The following is an 18,991-nucleotide window of genomic DNA, read 5'->3' on the forward strand; positions in this document are numbered from 1 at the left end:
CGAGGTGCGTCCATGAAGCCACGGATATTGATCGTAGACGATGACCGTCTGGTCGCCGACACCTTGTCCCTGGTATTCCGGGTCAATGGTTTCGAGAGCGAAGCGCGCTATAACGCGGCGGAGGGTCTGGACTTTGCTCGCAGCTTCTCGCCGTCCCTGCTGCTCACCGACGTTACCATGCCCGGGGAGAGCGGTCTGGACCTGGCCGATGCCGTCCATCGCGAGGTTCCTGACTGCAAGCTGTTGATGCTGACGGCTTACGAGAGCAACAACTCGCACGTACAGATGCACTCCGAGCTCACGCGGCGGCCCATCCGGGTGCTCTTCAAACCTGTGCGGCCGGAAGATCTGATCCGCGAGGCGCAGGAACTTCTACAGGCATAGCCATTGCGGCTGGCGCAGGCCTCAGCCTGTGGCTTTCCACGACACCCCGCAGCGTACACTCAACCTGAGCATGAAGCCCGGAGAGGACAAGCCCAGCGGTATTCCCACGCTGGCCGAGCTGCGCCGAGGACGCTCTGCGCCAAAGCGGCGGAGTTCTCCGCGTGAGAGCTCCGGACCGCCGGGACTCTTCGACACGCTTCCGCTTCCTTCGCCGGATCCGCTCGTTTCCACTCCCCAACCTGCCGCATCCACGCCAGAACCGCGAGCGCCTACGAAGGCAATCGCACGTGAGCCCGTGCCAACTCCGCCTGTCGCTGATCCAGCCCGGGTATGGAGCGTGGGCGACCTGGTGCGGCATGTTCGCGGCACAATCGAGCGTGGCTATGGCACGGTGACAGTGGAGGGCGAGATCTCCAACTGGCGTCCGGCGGCAAGCGGGCACTGCTATTTCACCATCAAGGATTCGGTGGCGCAGCTTTCCATCGTGATGTTCCGCAACCGCGCGCAGCGGCTGCGATTCAAGCCGAAGGATGGCGACAGCGTACGGGTGCGCGGCGGGCTGAGCTTGTACGAGAGCCGCGGGCAGATGCAGATGGTCGCCGACAGCATGGAGCCGATGGGGCTGGGCGCGATGCTGGCCGCCGTGCGCGAGCTCAAGGAGCGGCTGCGGCGGGAAGGCGTCTTCGACCGCAAGCGGGCGCTGCCGCCGTTCCCGCGTTGTATTGGCGTAGTGACCAGTGTGCAGGGCGCGGCGCTGCGGGACATCGTGAAGGTTTGCCGGCGACGCCATGCGGCAGTGCGGCTGCTGATCTATCCCGCGGCGGTGCAGGGGCCGAACTGTGCGCGCGAGGTCGCCGCTGGCGTGAACTGGTTCTCGGCGCGGCCGGAGCTGGCGGACGTGGTGCTGGTGGCGCGCGGCGGGGGAAGCTGGGAAGACCTGCACGGCTTCGACGATGAAGGCGTGGCGCGGGCGATTGCGGCGTGCAACGTCCCGGTGATCTCCGGCATTGGCCATGCGACCGACAGCACGATTGCCGATGCGGCTGCGGATGTATGTGCGCCAACGCCTTCCGCGGCGGCCGAACTGGTGACGGCGGCGCACTATCAAATCGGCGAGCGGCTGGCCCGGCTGGACGCGAGGGTGCGTCGCGCGGGGCAGTACGAGATGCTGCGAGCGCGGCAACAGTTTGCGGGCCTCAGCTCGGCGATGGTGCTGCGACGGGTGCAGGACGCTTTGGGGCAACGGGCGCAGCGGATCGACGAATTGAGTTTCAGGGCCGAGGCGGCGATGCGCCGCAGGCTCACCCGCAAGAACTCACAGATTGGGCAGCTTGGCTCGCGGCTGGCAAGGCAGGATGTTCGCCGGCGGCTTGCGGTCGATGAACGGAGCGCTGCAGTCCTGCGCACACGGTTAGAGTCAACCGCCGTTGCCGTGACCCGCGCGAGGACGCTACGGCTCGAGCAGCTCACTAGCCGGCTGGAGGCCCTGAGTCCGGTGAAGGTGCTGGAGCGTGGGTATGCGCTGGTCTACGGGGCGGATGGCCGGCTACTGCGGTCAGGGGACTCCGCGAAGGCTGGGGACAGGATCACGGCGCGGTTGGCTCATGGACGCATCCAGGCGGACGTGGTCGAGACGAGCAAGAGCTAGATCTCATCCCCAAAAGACCTTATCCCTGGACTCGAAAGGTTAGGCTGTAGAGATGCGGAAGTTGTTTGGAACAGACGGGATTCGCGCGGTCGCCGGGGAGGCGCCGCTGGACGAGACGACGGTCTACGCGGTCGGGGTCGCGCTGGCGACCACGCTTGGGGCTCCGGCAAAGCCGGTCACAGTCGTCCTGGGCATGGACACGCGAGAGAGCGGGCCATGGATCGCCGCGACGCTGATTGCAGGGCTTGACGCTGCAGGCGCGAAGGTGGAGTTTGCGGGCGTGATTACGACGCCGGCCATTGCGTTTCTCGCTCGCAAGCATGGGTTCAGCGCGGGCGTGGTCATCTCCGCCTCGCACAATCCATGGGAGGACAACGGGATCAAGATCTTCGGCGGCGATGGATACAAGCTGCCGGATGACGTCGAAATGGGGATTGAGGCAGAGATTGAGAAGGCGCTCGGCGAAGGTCAAGGGCCAAGGGCCAAGGGCCAAGGGAGCGAGCTGCCCGAAGCAAACGAGGCATTCCGGCGTGAGTACATCGAGTTCCTGCTCTCTGCCGTGCCGGATATCTCGCTGGACAATCGCACGGTGGTGATCGACTGCGCGAACGGGGCGGCGTCGGCGATTGCGCCGCAGCTGTTCGCGGAACTCGGCGGTACCATTGAGGTGACGCATGCGTCGCCGGATGGACGCAACATCAACCTCCACTGCGGAGCGCTGCATCCGGAGATTGTTGCTGCGGAGGTGAAGGTGCGCAAGGCCTCGATGGGCTTTACCTTCGATGGCGATGCCGACCGCGCGCTCTTCGCTGACGAACGTGGCAATGTGGTGAACGGTGATGCGGTGATGCTGGCGTGCGCGCGCGACCTGCAGCAACGCGGCCTGCTCGCGGGCGACATCGTGGTCGCGACGACGATGTCCAACATGGGCCTGGAGGCTGCGTTCAAGCGCTCGGGGATCCACATGCTGCGCGCGCCGGTGGGCGATAAGTATGTGCTCGAGGAGATGCGCAAGTCCGGCGCGTCGCTGGGCGGCGAGCAGTCGGGGCACATCCTCTTCCCTGCTCTCGCGACGACGGGCGATGGACTGCTGACGGCGCTGGTGGTGCTTGACGTGATGCATCGGTCCGGCAAGACGCTGGGTGAGCTGATCGCCGATCTGAAGAACTATCCGCAGGTGATCCTGAACGTGAAGGTGCGGGAGAAGAAGCCGCTGGACACGATCCCGTCTGTAGTCGAGAAGATCGAGGCGGCCGAGGAAGAGCTGAAGGATAGCGGGCGCGTGGTGATTCGCTACTCCGGCACCGAGGCGCTGGCGCGGGTGATGATCGAAGCCGAGAGCGAAGAGGCGATGCGGAGGCACGCTGAGGCGATTGCGGATGCGATCCGTGCGGAGCTGGGTGTGTAGGTCCGCTCCAGCATCAGCAAGAACAAATGCCTCCACGGCGTGGAGGCATTTGTCGTTGTTGACTTCCGCATTGGCTACATCTCGACCAGTGCCATCTCCATCTTGCGTTCGCTCATGGTGTCGGAGCGCTCGCGCCTGGCGACGGCGTTCATCATCTCTACCTGCTCTCGCAGGCTGCCGAGTTCCTTGCGCATACGCGCCATCTTCTCTTCGCGCAGCATGGAATCGGTGATGTCCACAGCGATGCCGCCCAGCATGGTGAGGCCCTCTCCGCTCGAACAGGGGAACTTGTGGACCTGCCAGAGTGATGGGCTGCCATCGGACTCGCGGCTGCGCTCCTCCAGCACCTGAAGGCGGCCACCACGCAGCACGGCGAGGTCGTTCTCACGATAGGCGTTGGCGTCGTCCACGGGGAAGAGATCGAAGTCGGTCTTGCCCAACCAGGCAGTCATGGAGATGCCGAAGCGTTCGGCGAAGCGGCGGTTGTAGTAGACCATGCGGCCATCCATGGTCTTGACGAAACTCAGGAAGGGGCTCTCATCCATGAAGGACTGAAAGCGCTCCTGCGCAGCGAGCAGCTCGCGGTTGAGTCGATCCTGCTCACGCAGCAGCTCCTCCTGCCGCCGCTCCAGCGCCTCCAGGCGATCGGCCACGTTGTCGGTCAGGGCACGGTCCATCGGAAACACCTCCGGCGGACGCTGGGTCCACGAATGTATTGAGCATAGGCAGTAGCGCTGCGTTTGGGAGGTCTCTCGCTGGGACACGTACTCGGGTACGTATTGGCGAAGTGGATGCCTGCGCGACATGCTTCGACCCCGCGGAGCACGACAAACCCATTCCTTCCGTCAGTACCCCGGCGGGAGGTTACTAAACACTGCGTTTTCAAGTACTAAAAGATGGGCTAGGGATCTTCGACCGGGCCGTACACTTGCGTCAATTCAAAGACTTATGCCCATCGTCCAGCTACAACAAATTCGGAAACAATACGGAGCCAAGGTTGCCGTAGAGGGGTTGTCCCTCAACATCGAGCGGGGCTCGATGTTCGGCCTGCTGGGGCCAAACGGCTCCGGGAAAACCTCGACCATCCGCATGATGATCGGAATGACCATGCCGGACTCCGGTGGAGTTCTGCTCTTCGGCCAGCCGTTCTCCCGCCAGCAGCTTGCCCGCGTGGGCTTCCTCCCGGAAGAACGCGGCCTGTACAAGAAGATGAAGGTGCTGGACCAGCTGGTGTTCCTCGGCCGGCTGCATGGGCTCGACGCGTCGACGGCGAAGTCGCGCGCGGTGGCATGGTGCGAGCGGCTGCAGATTGCCGACACGCTGACGAAAAAGACGGAAGAGCTCTCCAAAGGAATGCAGCAGAAGATCCAGTTCATCGCTGCGCTGCTGCACGATCCGGACCTGATCCTGATGGACGAGCCGTTCAGCGGCCTCGATCCTGTGAACGCGCAGCTGCTGATGGATGTGCTCATCGACCAGCGCGCGCAGGGCAAAGCCATCCTGTTCTCCACGCACCGCATGGACCAGGTGGAGAAGTTCTGCGACTCGATCGCGCTGCTCTCGCGCGGCAAGCTGCTGCTCTCGGGCTCGATGCGCGAGATCAAGAGCCAGTATCCCCGCAATCGCGTGGAGATCGTGTACACCGGCGATGAGAGCTTCCTGGACCATCCTTCGGTGCAGAGCTACAAGCTCTACGAGGATGGGGCGGAGTTGAAGCTGTACGAGGGCATGGAATCGCGGTGCGTGCTGCGTCACGCGCTGGAGCATGGGACGAACATCGTGCGTTTCGAGGTGGTCGAGCCGACGCTCGAAGAGATCTTTATCGAGCGCGTGAAGGCCAGCTTTGGCGATGCGGAACACGGAGGCACGGTCGATGCATAACGTCATCCTTATCGCTCGCCGCGAGTACCTGGAGCGCGTCCGCACCAAGGGCTTTCTCCTCGCCACGGTCCTCATCCCCATCCTCATGGGCACGCTGATCTTCGGCAGCATGCTGCTGATGGTGACCTCGAAGACGCAGTCGCACGTGGCCATCGTCACATCGAGCGAGAGCTTCGGCAAAGAGATGAAGCAGCAGCTGGAGAGCGGCCAGCAGGCACAGATGAGCGTTGATCTCTATGCGCCCTCCGATGCCGTGCGCGCACAGCTCAACGCACAACTGCATGCGAAGGACTCCACGCTTGCGGGCTATCTGTGGGTATTGCCTGGGGCTACCGCGGAAGCACGTCCCGATGTTGCCTACAGCGCGCGTTCGGCGGGTGACATTGCTACCGCCAACGCGCTGCAGGACGCGCTCCGTGCGGTGCTGATGCGCGAGCGGCTGACAGCGCATGGGCTCACGACCGGGGACATCGACCAACTGACGGCGCCGGTGAAGATCGACACCAGCTCCAGCGGCGATGCGGGCACAGCGTTCCTCGCGGCGTACATGCTCTTCTTCCTGATGTACATGGTGATCATGCTCTACGGCATGAACACGGCGCGATCGATCATCGACGAGAAGACCAGCCGTATCTTCGAGGTGCTGCTGGCGACGATCAAGCCGGAGGAACTGCTGGCGGGCAAGATTCTCGGTGTCGGCGCGGTGGGCCTCACGCAGATCAGTGTGTGGATGCTGGCGGCGTTTGCGATTGCGGGTTCGGGGCTTGCTCCTGGACTCGCGACCCATGGACACCCCATCATCACCCTGGCCCAGATCGGGTTCTTTGTCCTCTACTTCCTCTTCGGCTTCCTCATCTACTCTTCCATCGCTGCGGCGCTGGGAGCGATGACGAACAGCGAACAGGAGCTGCAGCAGCTGAACATGTTCCTGGTCATCCCCCTGGTGTTCTGCATGGTGATGATCTTCCCGATCATGCGCGCACCGGACTCGATGCTGGCCCGCGTGGCTTCGCTGATTCCCTTCTGCAGCCCGCTGCTGATGAACTTCCGCATCTCACTGACGCATGTACCGGCCTGGGAGATCTGGCTCTCGATCGCGCTGATGACTGCGACGATCGCGGGGATTCTCTCGCTGAGCGCCCGCATCTACCGCATCGGAATCCTGATGTACGGCAAGAAGCCGAGCGTGCCGGAGATCGTGCGCTGGATGCGCTACAGCTAGAGTTCACGGTCAGAGCTGACGACGTCTCGCAACCTCTCACCCGATTGGGTGCCCCACCTCTCTTTTCCCTGGGAGAGGTGGGGTTCTTGTTTGCGCTTCGATCATCGAGAGCGAGGTGCACACCACGTAAACTAGAGGCGTGCAGCACTTCACCACCAAGCAGAAGATCATCCTCGCCATCGTGCCGCGGCTGGCGGCGTGGCTCATTCGCCTGATGGGGCTGACGTGGCGCTATCGCGACGTGAATGCGGTCGACGCGAGTGGGAGCACGGTACCGATCGGCATTACGATTCCCGGGCCGGTGGTGTTCGCGTTCTGGCATCGCACGCTGCTCACCTGCGCGCATCGGTTCAAGAACAAGCACATCGCGATCCTGATCTCCGCATCGTTCGACGGCGAACTCATCGCGCGTACCGTCGAGCATCTCGGCTTCTATCCGCTGCGTGGATCCAGTTCGCGCGGTGGAGCTTCGGGATTACGCTCGATGGCGCAGGCCTATAGCGAGGGACATCGCTGCGCGTTTACAGCCGATGGTCCGCGAGGGCCGAACATGGTCTGCAAAGCCGGCCCCGTGCAGCTTGCACAGCTCTCAGGAGCGACGTGGATCGGGGCGTTCCATGCTCAGCCCGACAAACGCTGGGAGATGAAGAGCTGGGACCGCTTCATGATCCCCAAGCCGTTCGCGACGATCACCTTCGGCTGGCCCGCGCACGTCACCGTCGATAACGATGCGCCGGAAGCAACACTCGCTGCCGTGCAGGCCGCGCTGGATCAGGCGGTGAGCATGTCCTCGCCAACGTCATAACCCGAGCTTGCCGTTCTTCACTACTCACTATCGTTCTACTGTCTACTCACTGCCCTTCATGCTTGTCTCCGACTTCCATTTCGATCTTCCTGAAGAACTCATCGCGCAGCAGCCGCCAGCGACGCGCGGCACCAGCCGCATGATGACCGTCGATCGAGCGACCGGCGCGCTAGCGGACCGCAACTTCGCCGATCTTCCTTCCCTGTTGCGGCCCGGGGATCTGCTGGTGATGAACGATTCGCGCGTGCTGCCGGCGAGGTTGTTCGCGACGCGCGCAGGACTCACGACACAGCACAACTCACCGGCTCCAAGTGGGCTGGTCGAGGTGCTGCTCGTGGAGCATTTGCCCAATCCCGAAGGGCACAATGATTGGCGCGCGCTGGTGAAGCCAGCAAAAAAAGTGCAGCCCGGCGAGACGCTGTTGTTCCATGAGCACAGTTCAGACGCAGACAAACTGCAAACGCAGTGGACGCCACGCACGCAGAGGAACGCGGCGCTCAGTGCCCAGGTGATCGAGACGGGTGAGTTTGGTGAGCGCACTCTGCGCTTCAATCTTGGCTCAACGGAGTTCCACGCGGCCCTTGATCGCATCGGACATCTGCCGCTGCCGCCGTACATCCACCGCGATAGGGCTACGCCCAACACTGCGGAGGATCGCGAGCGATACCAGACGGTGTATGCACGCGAGCGTGGTTCGGCTGCCGCGCCAACAGCCGGCCTGCACTTCACGCCGGAGGTGCTCGACGCGCTGCGCGTGCGGGGCGTGGAGCTGGCGACGATTACGCTCCACGTTGGGCTCGGTACGTTTCAACCGGTGCGCGTTGAGCGTACTGAGGACATCCACCTGCACGCCGAACCCTATACGCTCTCGGCCGAGACCGCAGAGGCGCTTAACCGCGCCAAGAGCGAAGGACGCCGCGTCGTTGCCGTGGGAACGACGACGACGCGAACGCTGGAGCACATCGCGCGGATCACGCCGGAAGGCGCAGAGATTGCCGCACACTCCGGAGCAACGAGCCTGTTCCTCTCGCCCGTCCTCAATGATCGCTTCCTGCTCGTCAGCAGTCTACTGACGAACTTCCATCTGCCGCAGTCCACGCTGCTGATGTTGGTGAGCGCGTTCCTCGGCGATGCGCATCGCGACGAGCTCGATTGGGGACGCCAGACCGCGCTCCGCGCTTACGCACATGCCGTCGCCGAGCGCTATCGCTTCTTCAGCTATGGCGACTGCATGCTGATCACGTAGCTACTTCGTCGGCATCGTTACCGGCACGCGCGTGGAGTGGAGGAACGCCAGCTTCCACGTACCATTCCGCTTGACCAGCGCGGCGGACTCGAGCCAGGTCGTGGGTGTCGGTGTCTGTCCCTTGCCCATCGTGATCGAGCCGGAGTTGGTGTAGGTGACCCAGGCCTGGTCTCCGGCGATGTGCACATCCGGCTTGGTCACGGCCCACACGAACTTGATGCCCTTCGAGTGATAGTCCATGATCATGCCCATCAACTCCTCGGCCTCATAGCGCTTGCCTCCATCGAAGGCATAAAATCCCGGCGCGATCAGCTCATGGAACTTCATGAGGTCGTCGGTCGCCGCCGCGTGGTACATCGCACGCATCACGCCCACGACGGCGTTCTGGTCCGCGGACATCGCAACGATGTGCGGAAACGGCGCCGGAATCTGTGCCTTGGCCGGCAGACCTGGCAGGGCCAGCGAAGCAACCACCAGGCCCGACAACATCCAACGAATACGCATAAAAAATTCTCCTGCAACACTTTGTTTGCACAAGGTAACAAGCAAGTTCGCCAAGCCGCTGTGACGGGCCGTACCATCGAATGGACTATGTCCACCGTGACCGACAATAAGACCCAATCTGGCAAGAAGCCACCTGTCTACCTCCTCGACTCGATGGCGTTCATCTACCGCGCGTATCACGCGATGCAGCGCTCGCGGCCGATGACGACGCGCACCGGTGTGCCTACCGCCGCGACGTACGTGTTCGTGAACATGCTGAACAAGCTGCGCAAGGACTTCCAGCCCGAGTACCTGGCCGCGGTGTACGACGTGGGCGCTCCGGTGCATCGCAACGAGCTTGCGGGGCAGTTGAAGGATGTGCAGAAGTTCAATATGAAGACGCAGCAGTTTGAGGCGGTCGAATACGCGGGCTACAAGGCGAACCGCGCGGAGACGCCGCCGGACCTGATCCAGCAGCAGCCGTATATTCGACGTGCGCTTGAAGCGTTTCGCATTCCTATCGTGTACTTCGAAGGCTTCGAGGCCGACGACGTGATTGGCACGTTGAGTTGCAGGCTTGCTGAGCTTGGGCACGAGGTCTTCGTGGTCTCGCCCGACAAGGACATGATGCAGCTCGTGAACGAGCATGTGCGCATCCTGAACCCGACCAAGGACAATCTCGTGCTCGACCCTGCCGGCGTGGAGGCGGTGCTGGGCGTGCCTCCGAACAAGGTCATTGACGTGATGGCACTGCGCGGCGACTCGATCGACAACATCCCTGGAGCGCCGGGAATCGGCGATAAGGGATCGGTCGAACTCATTCAGCAGTTTGGCACGGTGGAAGCCGCGATGGATGCGGCGGTTGCAACACCTGAGGCCATCAAGCGCAAGACCTATCGCGAGTCGCTGGCGAACAACCGGGACAACATCCTGCTCTCGAAGGAGCTCGTCACCATCCACACGACGGTGCCCATCGAGGTGAACCTGGAGGCGATGCGCACGGTGCCACTGGACAACGCGGCGTGCCGCGCGCTGTTCACCGAGCTGGAGTTCACGACACTGCTGAAGGAGCTTGCGCCGGATGTGCAGGCGGTCGCGACGACCTACAACCTTGCGCCGAAGGATGAGGAGATTGCGGCGGTGATCGCTACGGCGCGGGTCGCGGCGAACGATGCGGGAAGCTCGCTGCCATCGCCTGCGGGGCTTGCGATTGCTATCGCGGAGACGTTGCAGGCGATCACCGAAGAGATCGCCGCTGAAGGCGGCGATGAGAGCGCTGCGGAAGAGGCTGAGCCCGCGCCTCCGGAGACGATGTCGCTGTTCGGAGCGCCGGTTCCATCCGCGGCTGAGATTGCAGCCAGTATGGCCGCAGAGGCGAAGACTGTCGACGTGGGCTGCACGCTGGGTCTGGCTGCTACGTCGGAGCATGCGCTGCGTGTGAGCCTTGATGCGCCGGGAGTGCGTGAGGCGCTGGAGGATGCGTCGCTGCCGAAGCTGGTGCATGATCTGAAGGCAGTGCTGCGGGCGCTCGAGCCGCACAATGTCACGCTGCGTGGTCCAGTCACGGACGTGATGCTCGAGAGCTACCTACTTAACCCAACGCATGGCTCGCACACACTCGCGGACATTGCGGCGCGCTCGACCTCTCGTGCGCTGAAGCATCAGCCGAGCAAAGACAATCCCACCGATCCGCAGCGTCTACCCGAGGCCGCGTCCGCGATCAGTAAGCTCGCGGAGACGCTGACCGCGCAGCTTCATGAAGCGACGGTTGAGCACGAGATTTTGAAGGACGAGCCTGGGCTCGGTGGGGCCTTCTCGAAGGAGATGCTGGAAGGTGCGAGGGCCCAGAGTTCAGGGCCCAGGACTCAGAATACTGCCGCTGCAACGATGGACCCGCACTCTGGGCCCTTGGCCCTGGACCCTGGCCCCTTGTCTGAATCCAGCTCGCTGCCTGACGTGTATGAGAAGCTCGATCTGCCGCTGGTGCCGGTGTTGCTGCAGATGGAGCAGGTGGGTGTGCGGGTGAATATCGAGCTGCTGCGGGAGCAGTCGTCGCGGCTGGCGGTGCAGATCGACGACCTGGCGGAACGCATCTACGCGGGCTCGGGGCATCGGTTCAACATCAACTCGCCGAAGCAGCTGGGCGATGTGCTGTTCAATAAGATGGACCTGCCGAAGCCGATGAAGTACGGCAAGGGCAAGGTCGTCTCGACCGCTCAGGATGTGCTGGAAGAGCTGGCGCTGGCGCATCCGATTGCAGCGGAGGTGCTGGAGCATCGGCAGCTGCAGAAGCTCAAGGGAACATACCTCGATGCATTGCCGCAGCTGGCGGATGCAGAGGGACGGATCCACTCGACGTTCAACCAGGTGGGTACGGCTACGGGGCGGCTATCGTCGACGAATCCGAACCTGCAGAACATCCCGGTGCGAACGGCGATTGGGCGCGAGATCCGGGCGGCGTTCATCGCGGCGCCGGGCAACATGCTGATGAGCGCGGATTACTCGCAGATTGAGCTGCGGCTGATGGCGCACTTCTCCGGCGACCCGCTGCTGGTCGATGCCTATCGGACGGGGAAGGACATCCACACGCTAACGGCGGCGGAGGTGTTCGGCGTGGACGCGGCGACGATGGACAAGGAGACGCGGGCGCGGGCGAAGGCGGTGAACTTCGGCATCGTGTATGGCATCAGTCCGTTCGGGCTTGCGGCTCAGCTCAATATCGAGCAGTCGGTGGCGAAGGAGTACATCGCGCGGTACTTCGAGCGCTACCAGGGCGTGGCGGCGTTCATCGAGCGCACGCTGGAAGAAGTGCGCAAGACGCAGATCGTGCGGACGGCGTTCGGGCGCATCCGGCCGATCCCGGATATTCAGTCGCGCAATCCTAATCAGAGGGGCTTTGCGGAGCGTACTGCCATCAACACGCCGCTGCAGGGCACCGCTGCCGACCTGATCAAGATTGCCATGCTGCGGATCGATGTGGCGATGCGGGAGAAGAAGCTCAAGAGCCGCATGACGCTGCAGGTGCATGATGAACTGCTCTTCGACGTGGTGCCGGAAGAGGCCGCGGCTATGGAGGAATTGGTGAAAACCGAGATGGAGTCGGCTGCGGAGTTCTCGGTGCCTATCGTCGCGGAAGTTGGGCTGGGCGACAACTGGCGGGACATCAAGTAGAGCGAGGGCCAAGGGTTCAGGGCCAAGGGTCCAGAGCCAGGGCTCGGGAGGGATGATATGTACCCCCTCCCCCCCCCCGCTTTTTTTGCAAGTGTTCAAAAGAGAGACTTTAGGTCCGGACCTCCGAAACGGTACGGGGTCGACGGGCTAGGGTCTCATGACTCCTGATTCCATTGTAGTGATTGGCGACAGGAAGTATGCCAACCGTGCGGGAGAAGATTGCGATCGAGTCTGGAGACGTGGGTCTGGAGTTGTCAGTCGCGTTATGATGGCCCGGATGATCTTCTGAAGCACAAAGGGCGCGCCTGATGGCGCGCCCTTTGTGCCGATGTGCAATTCAGTTTCCAGATTGCCAGTTACCAGATGCCAGTTTGACTACGACTGGGGTTCGTCGTTGCCCTGGCTGGCTTCGAGCTGCTTCTGGAGCTCTTCGCGGCGACGCTCGCGTGCCTGCTCGCGCTTAGCGGCCTTGGCCTCGAGCTCGTTCTCTGCATCGAGAAGCTCGATGAAGGCGACCTCGGCGGCATCACCCTTGCGGGGGCCGGCCTTGACGATGCGCGAGTAGCCGCCGGGGCGGGTCGCGTAGCGCGGGGCGACGATCTTGAAGAGGCGATCGACGGCTTCCGGCGTCATGAGGTAGGCGAGAGCCTGGCGGCGAGCGTGCACGCTGCCGTTCTTACCGAGGGTGATCATCTTCTCGACGATGGGACGCGAGGCCTTGGCCTTGGTCAGAGTCGTCTCGATGCGATCGTGGAGGATGATGGAGGTGACGAGATTGCGCAGAAGAGCGCGGCGGTGAGAGGTGTTGCGGCCGAGTTTAAAGCCGCCTTTACGATGACGCATCGAGAGTCTCCTTCGGCCCAGCTATTGCTGTCGGCCGGTTGCTGCTGGTTGTTCTGAGGGCCAAGTTTCAAGGGCCAAGGGCCAAGGGAACTGGATCAGAGTTTGAGGACTATGCCGTACAGCATGCGAACAACTTCGTCCGCGAGCGATTCGGCTTGTTCCAATTCGACGAGCCGACCGAAACCGAGCCGCCGCGCGAGAGTTAGTTGCGTCTGGAGTTCGAGCGCTGATCCGCGACTAACGACCAGGAACTGCCGATAATCTTTGCGGGTTCCGCGACCAAATCCTTCCGCGATGTTGCTCGGGACTGATACGGAAGCACGACGTAGCTGGTTGGTGAGACCGTACTTCTCCTCGGGAGGAAACGTGCCGGTCAGCCGATAGATAGCCACGGACAGATCCATCGACGTCTGCCAGACGATCAAGTCACGGAACGTTTCTATTCGTGATGCCATTCTCTGTCCTGCTCTGCTGAAGAATGCTGCGGGGCGAGAGTTCCGCCCCGCGATGTTTTCTGGACCCTGAGCCCTAAACCCTGGGCCCTGTTCTTAGAAGTTTTCCGACTCGTTGGCGAGTTCGAGGTCGAGGTCGTCGTCTTCCTCGTCTTCGAAGCTGCCATAGCTGGCGGCCAGGGTTGCGGCCGGGAGCACGGAGGTCGGTCCGGGTACGGGGTTGCCGTTCTCGTCGATCTTCATGCCCAGGCTGAGGCCCATCTGCGCGAGGATTTCCTTGATCTCGTTCAGGCTCTTGCGGCCGAAGTTCTTGGTCTTGAGCATCTCGGCTTCGGTCTTCTGGATGAGCTCGCCGATGGTGGAGATGTTCGCGTTCTTGAGGCAGTTGTAGCTGCGGACGGAGAGCTCGAGCTCCTCAACGGAACGGTTGAGGTTCTCGTTGCGGATCTGCGGGCCGTCCAGACCGTCGTGACCACCGGCTTCGATCTCTTCCTCGAAGTTGATGAAGATGGTCATGTGGTCTTTCAGGAGCTTCGCGGAAAGCCCAAGGGCGTCCGCGGGCAGAACAGACCCGTTGGTCCAGATCTCCAGCGTGAGCTTGTCATAGTCGGTGATCTGACCGAGACGAGCGGCCTCGACGAGGTAGTTCACCTTGCGGACGGGCGAGTGAACGCTGTCCACGGGGATGAAGCCGATGCCGAGGTCGGCGTCGAAGTTCTTGTCGGCCGAGACGTAGCCACGGCCACGCTTGAGACGCATCTCCATATCGACGCGACCGCCCTCGCTCACCGTGCAGATGTACACGTTGGGGTCGAGGATTTCGACGTCGGAGTCAGCTTCGATCATGCCCGACATGACGGGACCCGCCTGGTCGGCGCGGAGGTACAGCGCCTTGGGGCCGTCGCCGTTGAGCTTGAACGGGATCTGCTTGAGGTTCAGGATGATGTCGGTGGCGTCTTCGACCACACCGGTGATGGACTGGAACTCGTGCAGCACACCTTCGATGCGAACGGCGGTGACCGCCGCGCCTTCGATGGACGAAAGCAGGGTGCGACGGAGCGCGTTGCCGATGGTGGTACCGAAGCCGCGCTCAAAGGGCTGCGCGGAAAATTTACCGAAGTTCGGGGTCAGTGTTTCCTGATCGACGGCGAGACGCTTGGGCTTTTGAAAACCTCTCCAAAGCATGGGTAGGTATTTCCTTTCTCCTGCCTCCGCGAAGCATTCTGCGGCGGTTCAGGGATGGTGCGGTAGGGCAGCTTCTAGCTGTTAGCTTCTAGCTCCTAGCTAAAGGCTGGGCTGCGTGCATAACCGCTAGCTTCTGCTTTCAGAGATCACAACCGTTGGAAGCGGCAGGACCGGCTAAAAGCTAGAAGCTAACGGCTAGCAGCTATCTCTTACTTCGAGTACAGTTCGACGATCTGCTGCTCGTTGACCGGAAGCTGAATCTCTTCGCGCTTGGGCAGTGAGACGATTTTGCCGCTGTAGTTCTCGGGCTGGGCATCGATCCAGGTGACGCGGTTCTGGCCGCCGATGAAGTTCTTCGACTCCTCGAGGATGATCATGGCCTTCGACTTCTCGCGGATGGCGATGACATCGCCAATCTTGCACTGGAAGCTCGGGATGTTGACCTTGCGGCCGTTGACCTGGATGTGGCCGTGACGGACAACCTGGCGCGACTGGCGGCGGCTCATCGCGAAACCGAGGCGATAGCAGACGTTGTCGAGACGGGTCTCGAGCTGCTGGAGGAGCAGTTCGCCGGTGACGCCGGTCTTGCGGGCAGCCTTCTCGTAGTAGGCACGGAACTGGCCTTCGAGCGTGAAGTAGATGCGCTTGGCCTTCTGCTTCTCACGCAGCTGCAGGCCGTAGCCGACAACCTTCTTGATCTTCTTGGACTGGCCGTGCTGTCCCGGGGGGAAGTTGCGCTTTTCGACGGCGCACTTGTCGGTGAAGCACTTTGCGCCCTTGAGGAACAGCTTCTGACCGTCGCGGCGGCAAAGGCGGCAGACGGGTCCTGTATAACGTGCCATTTTCTATCTCTCCAATAACTTCTGGTGTCGATCGCTTTACAGGCCGGCAGGCCCTTCTTCACGATCCGAACGGCAGCGTAACTGCCGAGCTTTTAGCCGTTAGCTTCTAGCTTTTAGCCAGAAGCAAGAATGCTTCGCTCCCAGCCGCCAGCTAAGAGCTAACGGCTAGGAGCTAGAAGCTGTACTTACACCCGGCGACGCTTCGGCGGACGGCAGCCGTTGTGGGGCATGGGCGTGACGTCGCGGATGGAGCGAACGTCGATACCGGCGGCAGCGAGGGCGCGGATGGCGCTCTCACGGCCGGAACCGGGGCCGGCGACGCGAACATCCACCGCACGCAGGCCGTGCTCGCGAGCGGCGTTGGCGGCGTTGACTGCTGCCTGCTGCGCCGCGAACGGGGTTCCCTTACGCGAACCGCGGAAGCCGAGCGAACCCGAGCTCTTCCACGACAGCGTGTTGCCCTGCTGGTCGGTGATGGTGACGATGGTGTTGTTGAACGAAGCCTGGATGAAGACAAGACCAAACGGAACGTTTTTGCGTTCGCGCTTCTTGAACTTCTTACCCTTGCCGGCCTTGGCTCCGCTGGTTTTCTGCTGCTGTTTGCTGGTTGCCATGGCTTACTTCGTCACTTTCTTCTTACCGGCGACGGTGCCCTTGCGGGGGCCCTTGCGGGTACGAGCGTTGGTGTGGGTGCGCTGGCCGCGGACCGGGAGGCTGCGGCGATGGCGGAGGCCACGGTACGACTGAATTTCGATGAGGCGCTTGATGTTCAGGCTGATTTCCTTGCGGAGATCGCCTTCGATCTGGCCTTCCTGCTCGATGACCTGACGGATCTTGTTGAGCTGGTCCTCGTCGAGGGTGGCCATCTTGGCGAGCGGGTCGATGCCGGCCTTCTCAAGGATCTTGAGGGCGCGGGGGTTCCCAATGCCGTAGATGTACGTGAGGGCGATGCGAGCCTGCTTGTTGGGGGGCAGGTCGACGCCAGCGATACGGGCCATGCGGGTGCCTTTCGGTTGGGCTCATTCTGACTGGCAGAGGAGCGGGGTGATTTGGTTCCGGCTGGTCTGGCCATCTTTCCTGCTGATGGCTCTTACCTCCTCCGGGTTCAACGCACGCCTTGACATCGGCGAACTAGCCTGGAGGGGCCGGTGGAGCGGTCAGTGCCAAGGGTTCAGGGCCAAGGGTCAAGTGAGATCACTTGGCCCTCGACACTTGGCACTCAGCTTTAGCCTTGACGCTGCTTGTGCTTGGCGTTCTCGCAGATGACGCGAACGACACCCTTGCGATGGATTACCTTGCACTTGTCGCAGATCGGCTTGACGGATGCACGGACCTTCATGAGAATCCTCGGTTCTACGTTGTGCGTTGTACGTTGTTCGTCCCTGCTTACGCGTAGAACGCAGAACGTGAAACGTACAACGGGTTACTTGTAGCGATACACGATGCGTCCGCGATTCAGGTCGTAGGGGCTGAGCTCGATGGCTACGCGATCGCCGGGGAGGATGCGGATGAAGTTCTTGCGCATGCGGCCTGAGACGTGCGCGAGAACCTGGTGCTTATTCTCGAGCTCGACCTTGAACAGCGCGTTTGGCAGCGTCTCGACGACGACCGCCATTACCTCAATTGCATCTTCCTTCGACAAACAGTCTCCTTCGAGGGGAACCCCGCAAGGAGTCCGCACTCATTTGGCTACGGGGCTTCATACCCCGCAGACCTTTTACGTCCTGTATCGTGGGCTTCTGGTTCTCAGCCTGCCAGGGGGCAGACGAAGACGGCGGAAGGGACACGCACCATTACCGAGGGTACAAGATTTCCCCGGATTTGGGAAGTGCGGCATGCTATGCTCCGTTGCCATGCAGCCCATCCGTAGAGTTTTTAGAGTTTTGCTGCCACTTCTGGCTGTTCTGTATCTCCCCACAGCCCTGGCCGCGCCTCCCAAGCCTCATACCGTCATGCTCGGGCCAGTCCGCAAGGTTCCGTATACGCCGCCCGAGGCTACCGCGGAGGACCGCAGCCAAGAGGCGACAACGCTCAAGGTTCGGCCGCTCTCGGTGGATGGCGCGATGAAGGAGTGGACGGTCGGGGAGTTTCATGACATCACCGACCGTACGTTTGTGATTCGGCGGGCGTTGCGGATCAACGATGCGCTGCCGGGCGAGGCTGTCCGATGGAGCTGGCAGCCAGGGCCGTGGCTTTCGGTCGACCGGGTGACAGGGCATATTACAGCGCTGCATCTGCCGGACTTCGATCCCGAGATCTCCGAGGCGGTGTGGTTTCGGGACTATGCGGCCTATTGCGGGCTGCATGTGCTGGTGAAGTCGACGACGCTGACGGGGATCGTCTTCCAGCTGGGGTCGCGGCGAGCGGCGGTGAGCCAGAAGCTGGCGAATTGGCCGCTGAATCCGATTCCCCGCCCCGTTTGCGCGGCCAGCACGTGGCATCGAGGTCCGATCCGGGCGACGCTGCGGCCGACGGGGCTTGCGGCAGTCACATTCGATCTTCTGGGGACGACGTCGTTGGTAGAAGATGCTGACGAGGTACCGGAGGGACAGAGGGATTAGGGTCAAGGGTCAAGGGTCAAGGGTCAAGGGTCAAGGGTCAAGTAAAGGCATACCGACGACAGGGCGCCACCCTCGTTGCACTTTTCACTTGGCACTGTTTTCGCTTGGCACTTTTCACAGTCTTCCTGTGTCGTATGAAGTCCTGTGGACGGGCGTGAAAAAAGGGTTACCATCCATGCGCATTTGGGGTTACGGTGGGCCGCACGGGGTGTTGCCGAAGTAGTATCGTGAACTCAAGCGCGGGAGCTTCGGCGAGGCCGGAGAAGACTGCGCGCTCGACGCGTCCGGCCTTGCTGGGCAACGATGAACGAGAGCAACACCGAGAGATTCCGGAAAGGAAAAAGATTGTATGTGGAAACCGAATCAGCCTGGCAGCTCGACGCCGACAACTCCGGAGCCGGCGCGCCCGGCGACTCCCGCCACCGGCGGCTATGAGGCGCGTCCCACGGGGACGGCCACGGGGACGGCTACGGCCAGCGATCAGGCGACCATCGGCAAGAGCCTGGTGGTCAAGGGTGAGCTCTCGGGCTCCGAGTCGCTGTACATCGATGGCAAGGTGGAAGGCACCATCAACCTGCCTGGCAACCGCGTGACGGTTGGCCGCAATGGCCAGGTGGCCGCCAACATCCTCGCCCGCGAGATTGTCGTGCTGGGCAAGGTGCGTGGCAACTGCCAGGCTTCCGACCGTGTGGACATCCGCAGCGAAGGCTCGCTTACGGGCGATGTGATCGCGGCGCGCATTTCGATTGAGGATGGCGCGTTCTTCAAGGGCGGCATCGACATCACCAAGCCAGGTGCGCCGGCGAAGGCTGGCGAGACTTCTGCTCCGACTGAAGGGTAAATTCGAAGAAGTTTTGTGA

General features: G+C 62.2%; 20 protein-coding genes. 10 read left to right on the forward strand and 10 right to left on the reverse strand.

Annotated features, from left to right (window positions below):
- Positions 1-12 precede the first annotated feature (12 nt).
- The 3 genes from AC5E6W_RS10000 (at position 13) to glmM (ending at position 3,440) form a co-directional block, all read left to right on the forward strand.
- Positions 13-384: a response regulator gene (locus tag AC5E6W_RS10000; protein ID WP_491752143.1), complete on the forward strand. Its 372-nt coding sequence runs from the start codon at positions 13-15 to the stop codon at positions 382-384.
- A 295-nt stretch (positions 385-679) separates the two neighbouring features.
- Positions 680-2,032 (forward strand): exodeoxyribonuclease VII large subunit, encoded by a 1,353-nt coding sequence (gene xseA, locus AC5E6W_RS10005; RefSeq protein WP_491752144.1) that lies wholly within the window; start codon positions 680-682, stop codon positions 2,030-2,032.
- A 52-nt stretch (positions 2,033-2,084) separates the two neighbouring features.
- Complete coding sequence (glmM, locus tag AC5E6W_RS10010) at positions 2,085-3,440, forward strand: phosphoglucosamine mutase (RefSeq protein WP_491752145.1); 1,356 nt, start codon at positions 2,085-2,087, stop codon at positions 3,438-3,440.
- 74 nt (positions 3,441-3,514) lie between these two features.
- On the opposite strand, the gene AC5E6W_RS10015 is transcribed toward glmM, so the two are convergent.
- On the reverse strand, positions 3,515-4,117 hold the full coding sequence (locus AC5E6W_RS10015) for a PAS domain-containing protein (RefSeq protein WP_491752146.1): 603 nt from the start codon (positions 4,115-4,117) through the stop codon (positions 3,515-3,517).
- Positions 4,118-4,388: 271 nt separating this feature from the next.
- Between AC5E6W_RS10015 and AC5E6W_RS10020 the strand changes: the two genes are divergently transcribed.
- From AC5E6W_RS10020 to queA, 4 genes are all read left to right on the forward strand, one after another.
- Positions 4,389-5,321: an ABC transporter ATP-binding protein gene (locus tag AC5E6W_RS10020; protein WP_491752147.1), complete on the forward strand. Its 933-nt coding sequence runs from the start codon at positions 4,389-4,391 to the stop codon at positions 5,319-5,321.
- Positions 5,314-6,543 carry an ABC transporter permease gene (locus AC5E6W_RS10025; protein WP_491752148.1) on the forward strand — a complete coding sequence of 410 codons (1,230 nt, stop codon included), beginning with the start codon at positions 5,314-5,316 and terminating at the stop codon, positions 6,541-6,543. Before AC5E6W_RS10020 ends, AC5E6W_RS10025 begins: the two co-directional genes overlap by 8 nt.
- Before the next feature lie 139 nt (positions 6,544-6,682).
- Positions 6,683-7,348, forward strand: coding sequence for a lysophospholipid acyltransferase family protein (locus AC5E6W_RS10030; RefSeq protein WP_491752149.1), 666 nt, complete (start codon positions 6,683-6,685; stop codon positions 7,346-7,348).
- A gap of 58 nt (positions 7,349-7,406) precedes the next feature.
- Positions 7,407-8,594 (forward strand): tRNA preQ1(34) S-adenosylmethionine ribosyltransferase-isomerase QueA, encoded by a 1,188-nt coding sequence (gene queA, locus AC5E6W_RS10035; RefSeq protein ID WP_491752150.1) that lies wholly within the window; start codon positions 7,407-7,409, stop codon positions 8,592-8,594.
- Here the strand turns inward: queA and AC5E6W_RS10040 are convergent, their stop codons facing one another.
- The gene (locus tag AC5E6W_RS10040) at positions 8,595-9,098 is read right to left on the reverse strand and encodes a nuclear transport factor 2 family protein (RefSeq protein WP_491752151.1); all 504 of its coding nucleotides are present in this window, start codon (positions 9,096-9,098) and stop codon (positions 8,595-8,597) included. It lies immediately after the preceding gene.
- 87 nt (positions 9,099-9,185) lie between these two features.
- Between AC5E6W_RS10040 and polA the strand changes: the two genes are divergently transcribed.
- Positions 9,186-12,248: a DNA polymerase I gene (gene polA / locus AC5E6W_RS10045; protein ID WP_491752152.1), complete on the forward strand. Its 3,063-nt coding sequence runs from the start codon at positions 9,186-9,188 to the stop codon at positions 12,246-12,248.
- Between the two features lie 375 nt (positions 12,249-12,623).
- On the opposite strand, the gene rplQ is transcribed toward polA, so the two are convergent.
- From rplQ to infA, 8 genes are all read right to left on the reverse strand, one after another.
- The gene (rplQ, locus tag AC5E6W_RS10050; RefSeq protein ID WP_491752153.1) at positions 12,624-13,091 is read right to left on the reverse strand and encodes a 50S ribosomal protein L17; all 468 of its coding nucleotides are present in this window, start codon (positions 13,089-13,091) and stop codon (positions 12,624-12,626) included.
- Positions 13,092-13,186: 95 nt separating this feature from the next.
- Positions 13,187-13,546, reverse strand: a complete 360-nt coding sequence (locus AC5E6W_RS10055; RefSeq protein WP_491752154.1) for a four helix bundle protein — start codon at positions 13,544-13,546, stop codon at positions 13,187-13,189.
- Between the two features lie 93 nt (positions 13,547-13,639).
- A complete protein-coding gene (locus AC5E6W_RS10060; protein ID WP_491752155.1) occupies positions 13,640-14,728 on the reverse strand; it encodes a DNA-directed RNA polymerase subunit alpha in 1,089 nt (362 codons plus the stop codon).
- A 209-nt stretch (positions 14,729-14,937) separates the two neighbouring features.
- Positions 14,938-15,570: a 30S ribosomal protein S4 gene (rpsD, locus tag AC5E6W_RS10065; RefSeq protein WP_491752156.1), complete on the reverse strand. Its 633-nt coding sequence runs from the start codon at positions 15,568-15,570 to the stop codon at positions 14,938-14,940.
- Between the two features lie 185 nt (positions 15,571-15,755).
- Positions 15,756-16,184 carry a 30S ribosomal protein S11 gene (gene rpsK / locus AC5E6W_RS10070; RefSeq protein ID WP_491752157.1) on the reverse strand — a complete coding sequence of 143 codons (429 nt, stop codon included), beginning with the start codon at positions 16,182-16,184 and terminating at the stop codon, positions 15,756-15,758.
- A gap of 3 nt (positions 16,185-16,187) precedes the next feature.
- Positions 16,188-16,568, reverse strand: coding sequence for a 30S ribosomal protein S13 (gene rpsM, locus AC5E6W_RS10075; protein WP_491752158.1), 381 nt, complete (start codon positions 16,566-16,568; stop codon positions 16,188-16,190).
- Positions 16,569-16,795: 227 nt separating this feature from the next.
- Entirely contained in the window at positions 16,796-16,909 is a 114-nt protein-coding gene (gene rpmJ / locus AC5E6W_RS10080) for a 50S ribosomal protein L36 (protein ID WP_182276027.1), read from the reverse strand.
- A gap of 84 nt (positions 16,910-16,993) precedes the next feature.
- Complete coding sequence (gene infA / locus AC5E6W_RS10085) at positions 16,994-17,212, reverse strand: translation initiation factor IF-1 (protein ID WP_014264250.1); 219 nt, start codon at positions 17,210-17,212, stop codon at positions 16,994-16,996.
- A gap of 241 nt (positions 17,213-17,453) precedes the next feature.
- Between infA and AC5E6W_RS10090 the strand changes: the two genes are divergently transcribed.
- Together AC5E6W_RS10090 and AC5E6W_RS10095 are read left to right on the forward strand one after the other, a co-directional pair.
- Positions 17,454-18,131, forward strand: coding sequence for a hypothetical protein (locus tag AC5E6W_RS10090; RefSeq protein ID WP_491752159.1), 678 nt, complete (start codon positions 17,454-17,456; stop codon positions 18,129-18,131).
- 349 nt (positions 18,132-18,480) lie between these two features.
- On the forward strand, positions 18,481-18,972 hold the full coding sequence (locus AC5E6W_RS10095; RefSeq protein ID WP_491752161.1) for a bactofilin family protein: 492 nt from the start codon (positions 18,481-18,483) through the stop codon (positions 18,970-18,972).
- Positions 18,973-18,991: the final 19 nt, after the last annotated feature.

It is taken from the genome of Bryocella sp. (assembly GCF_058498515.1).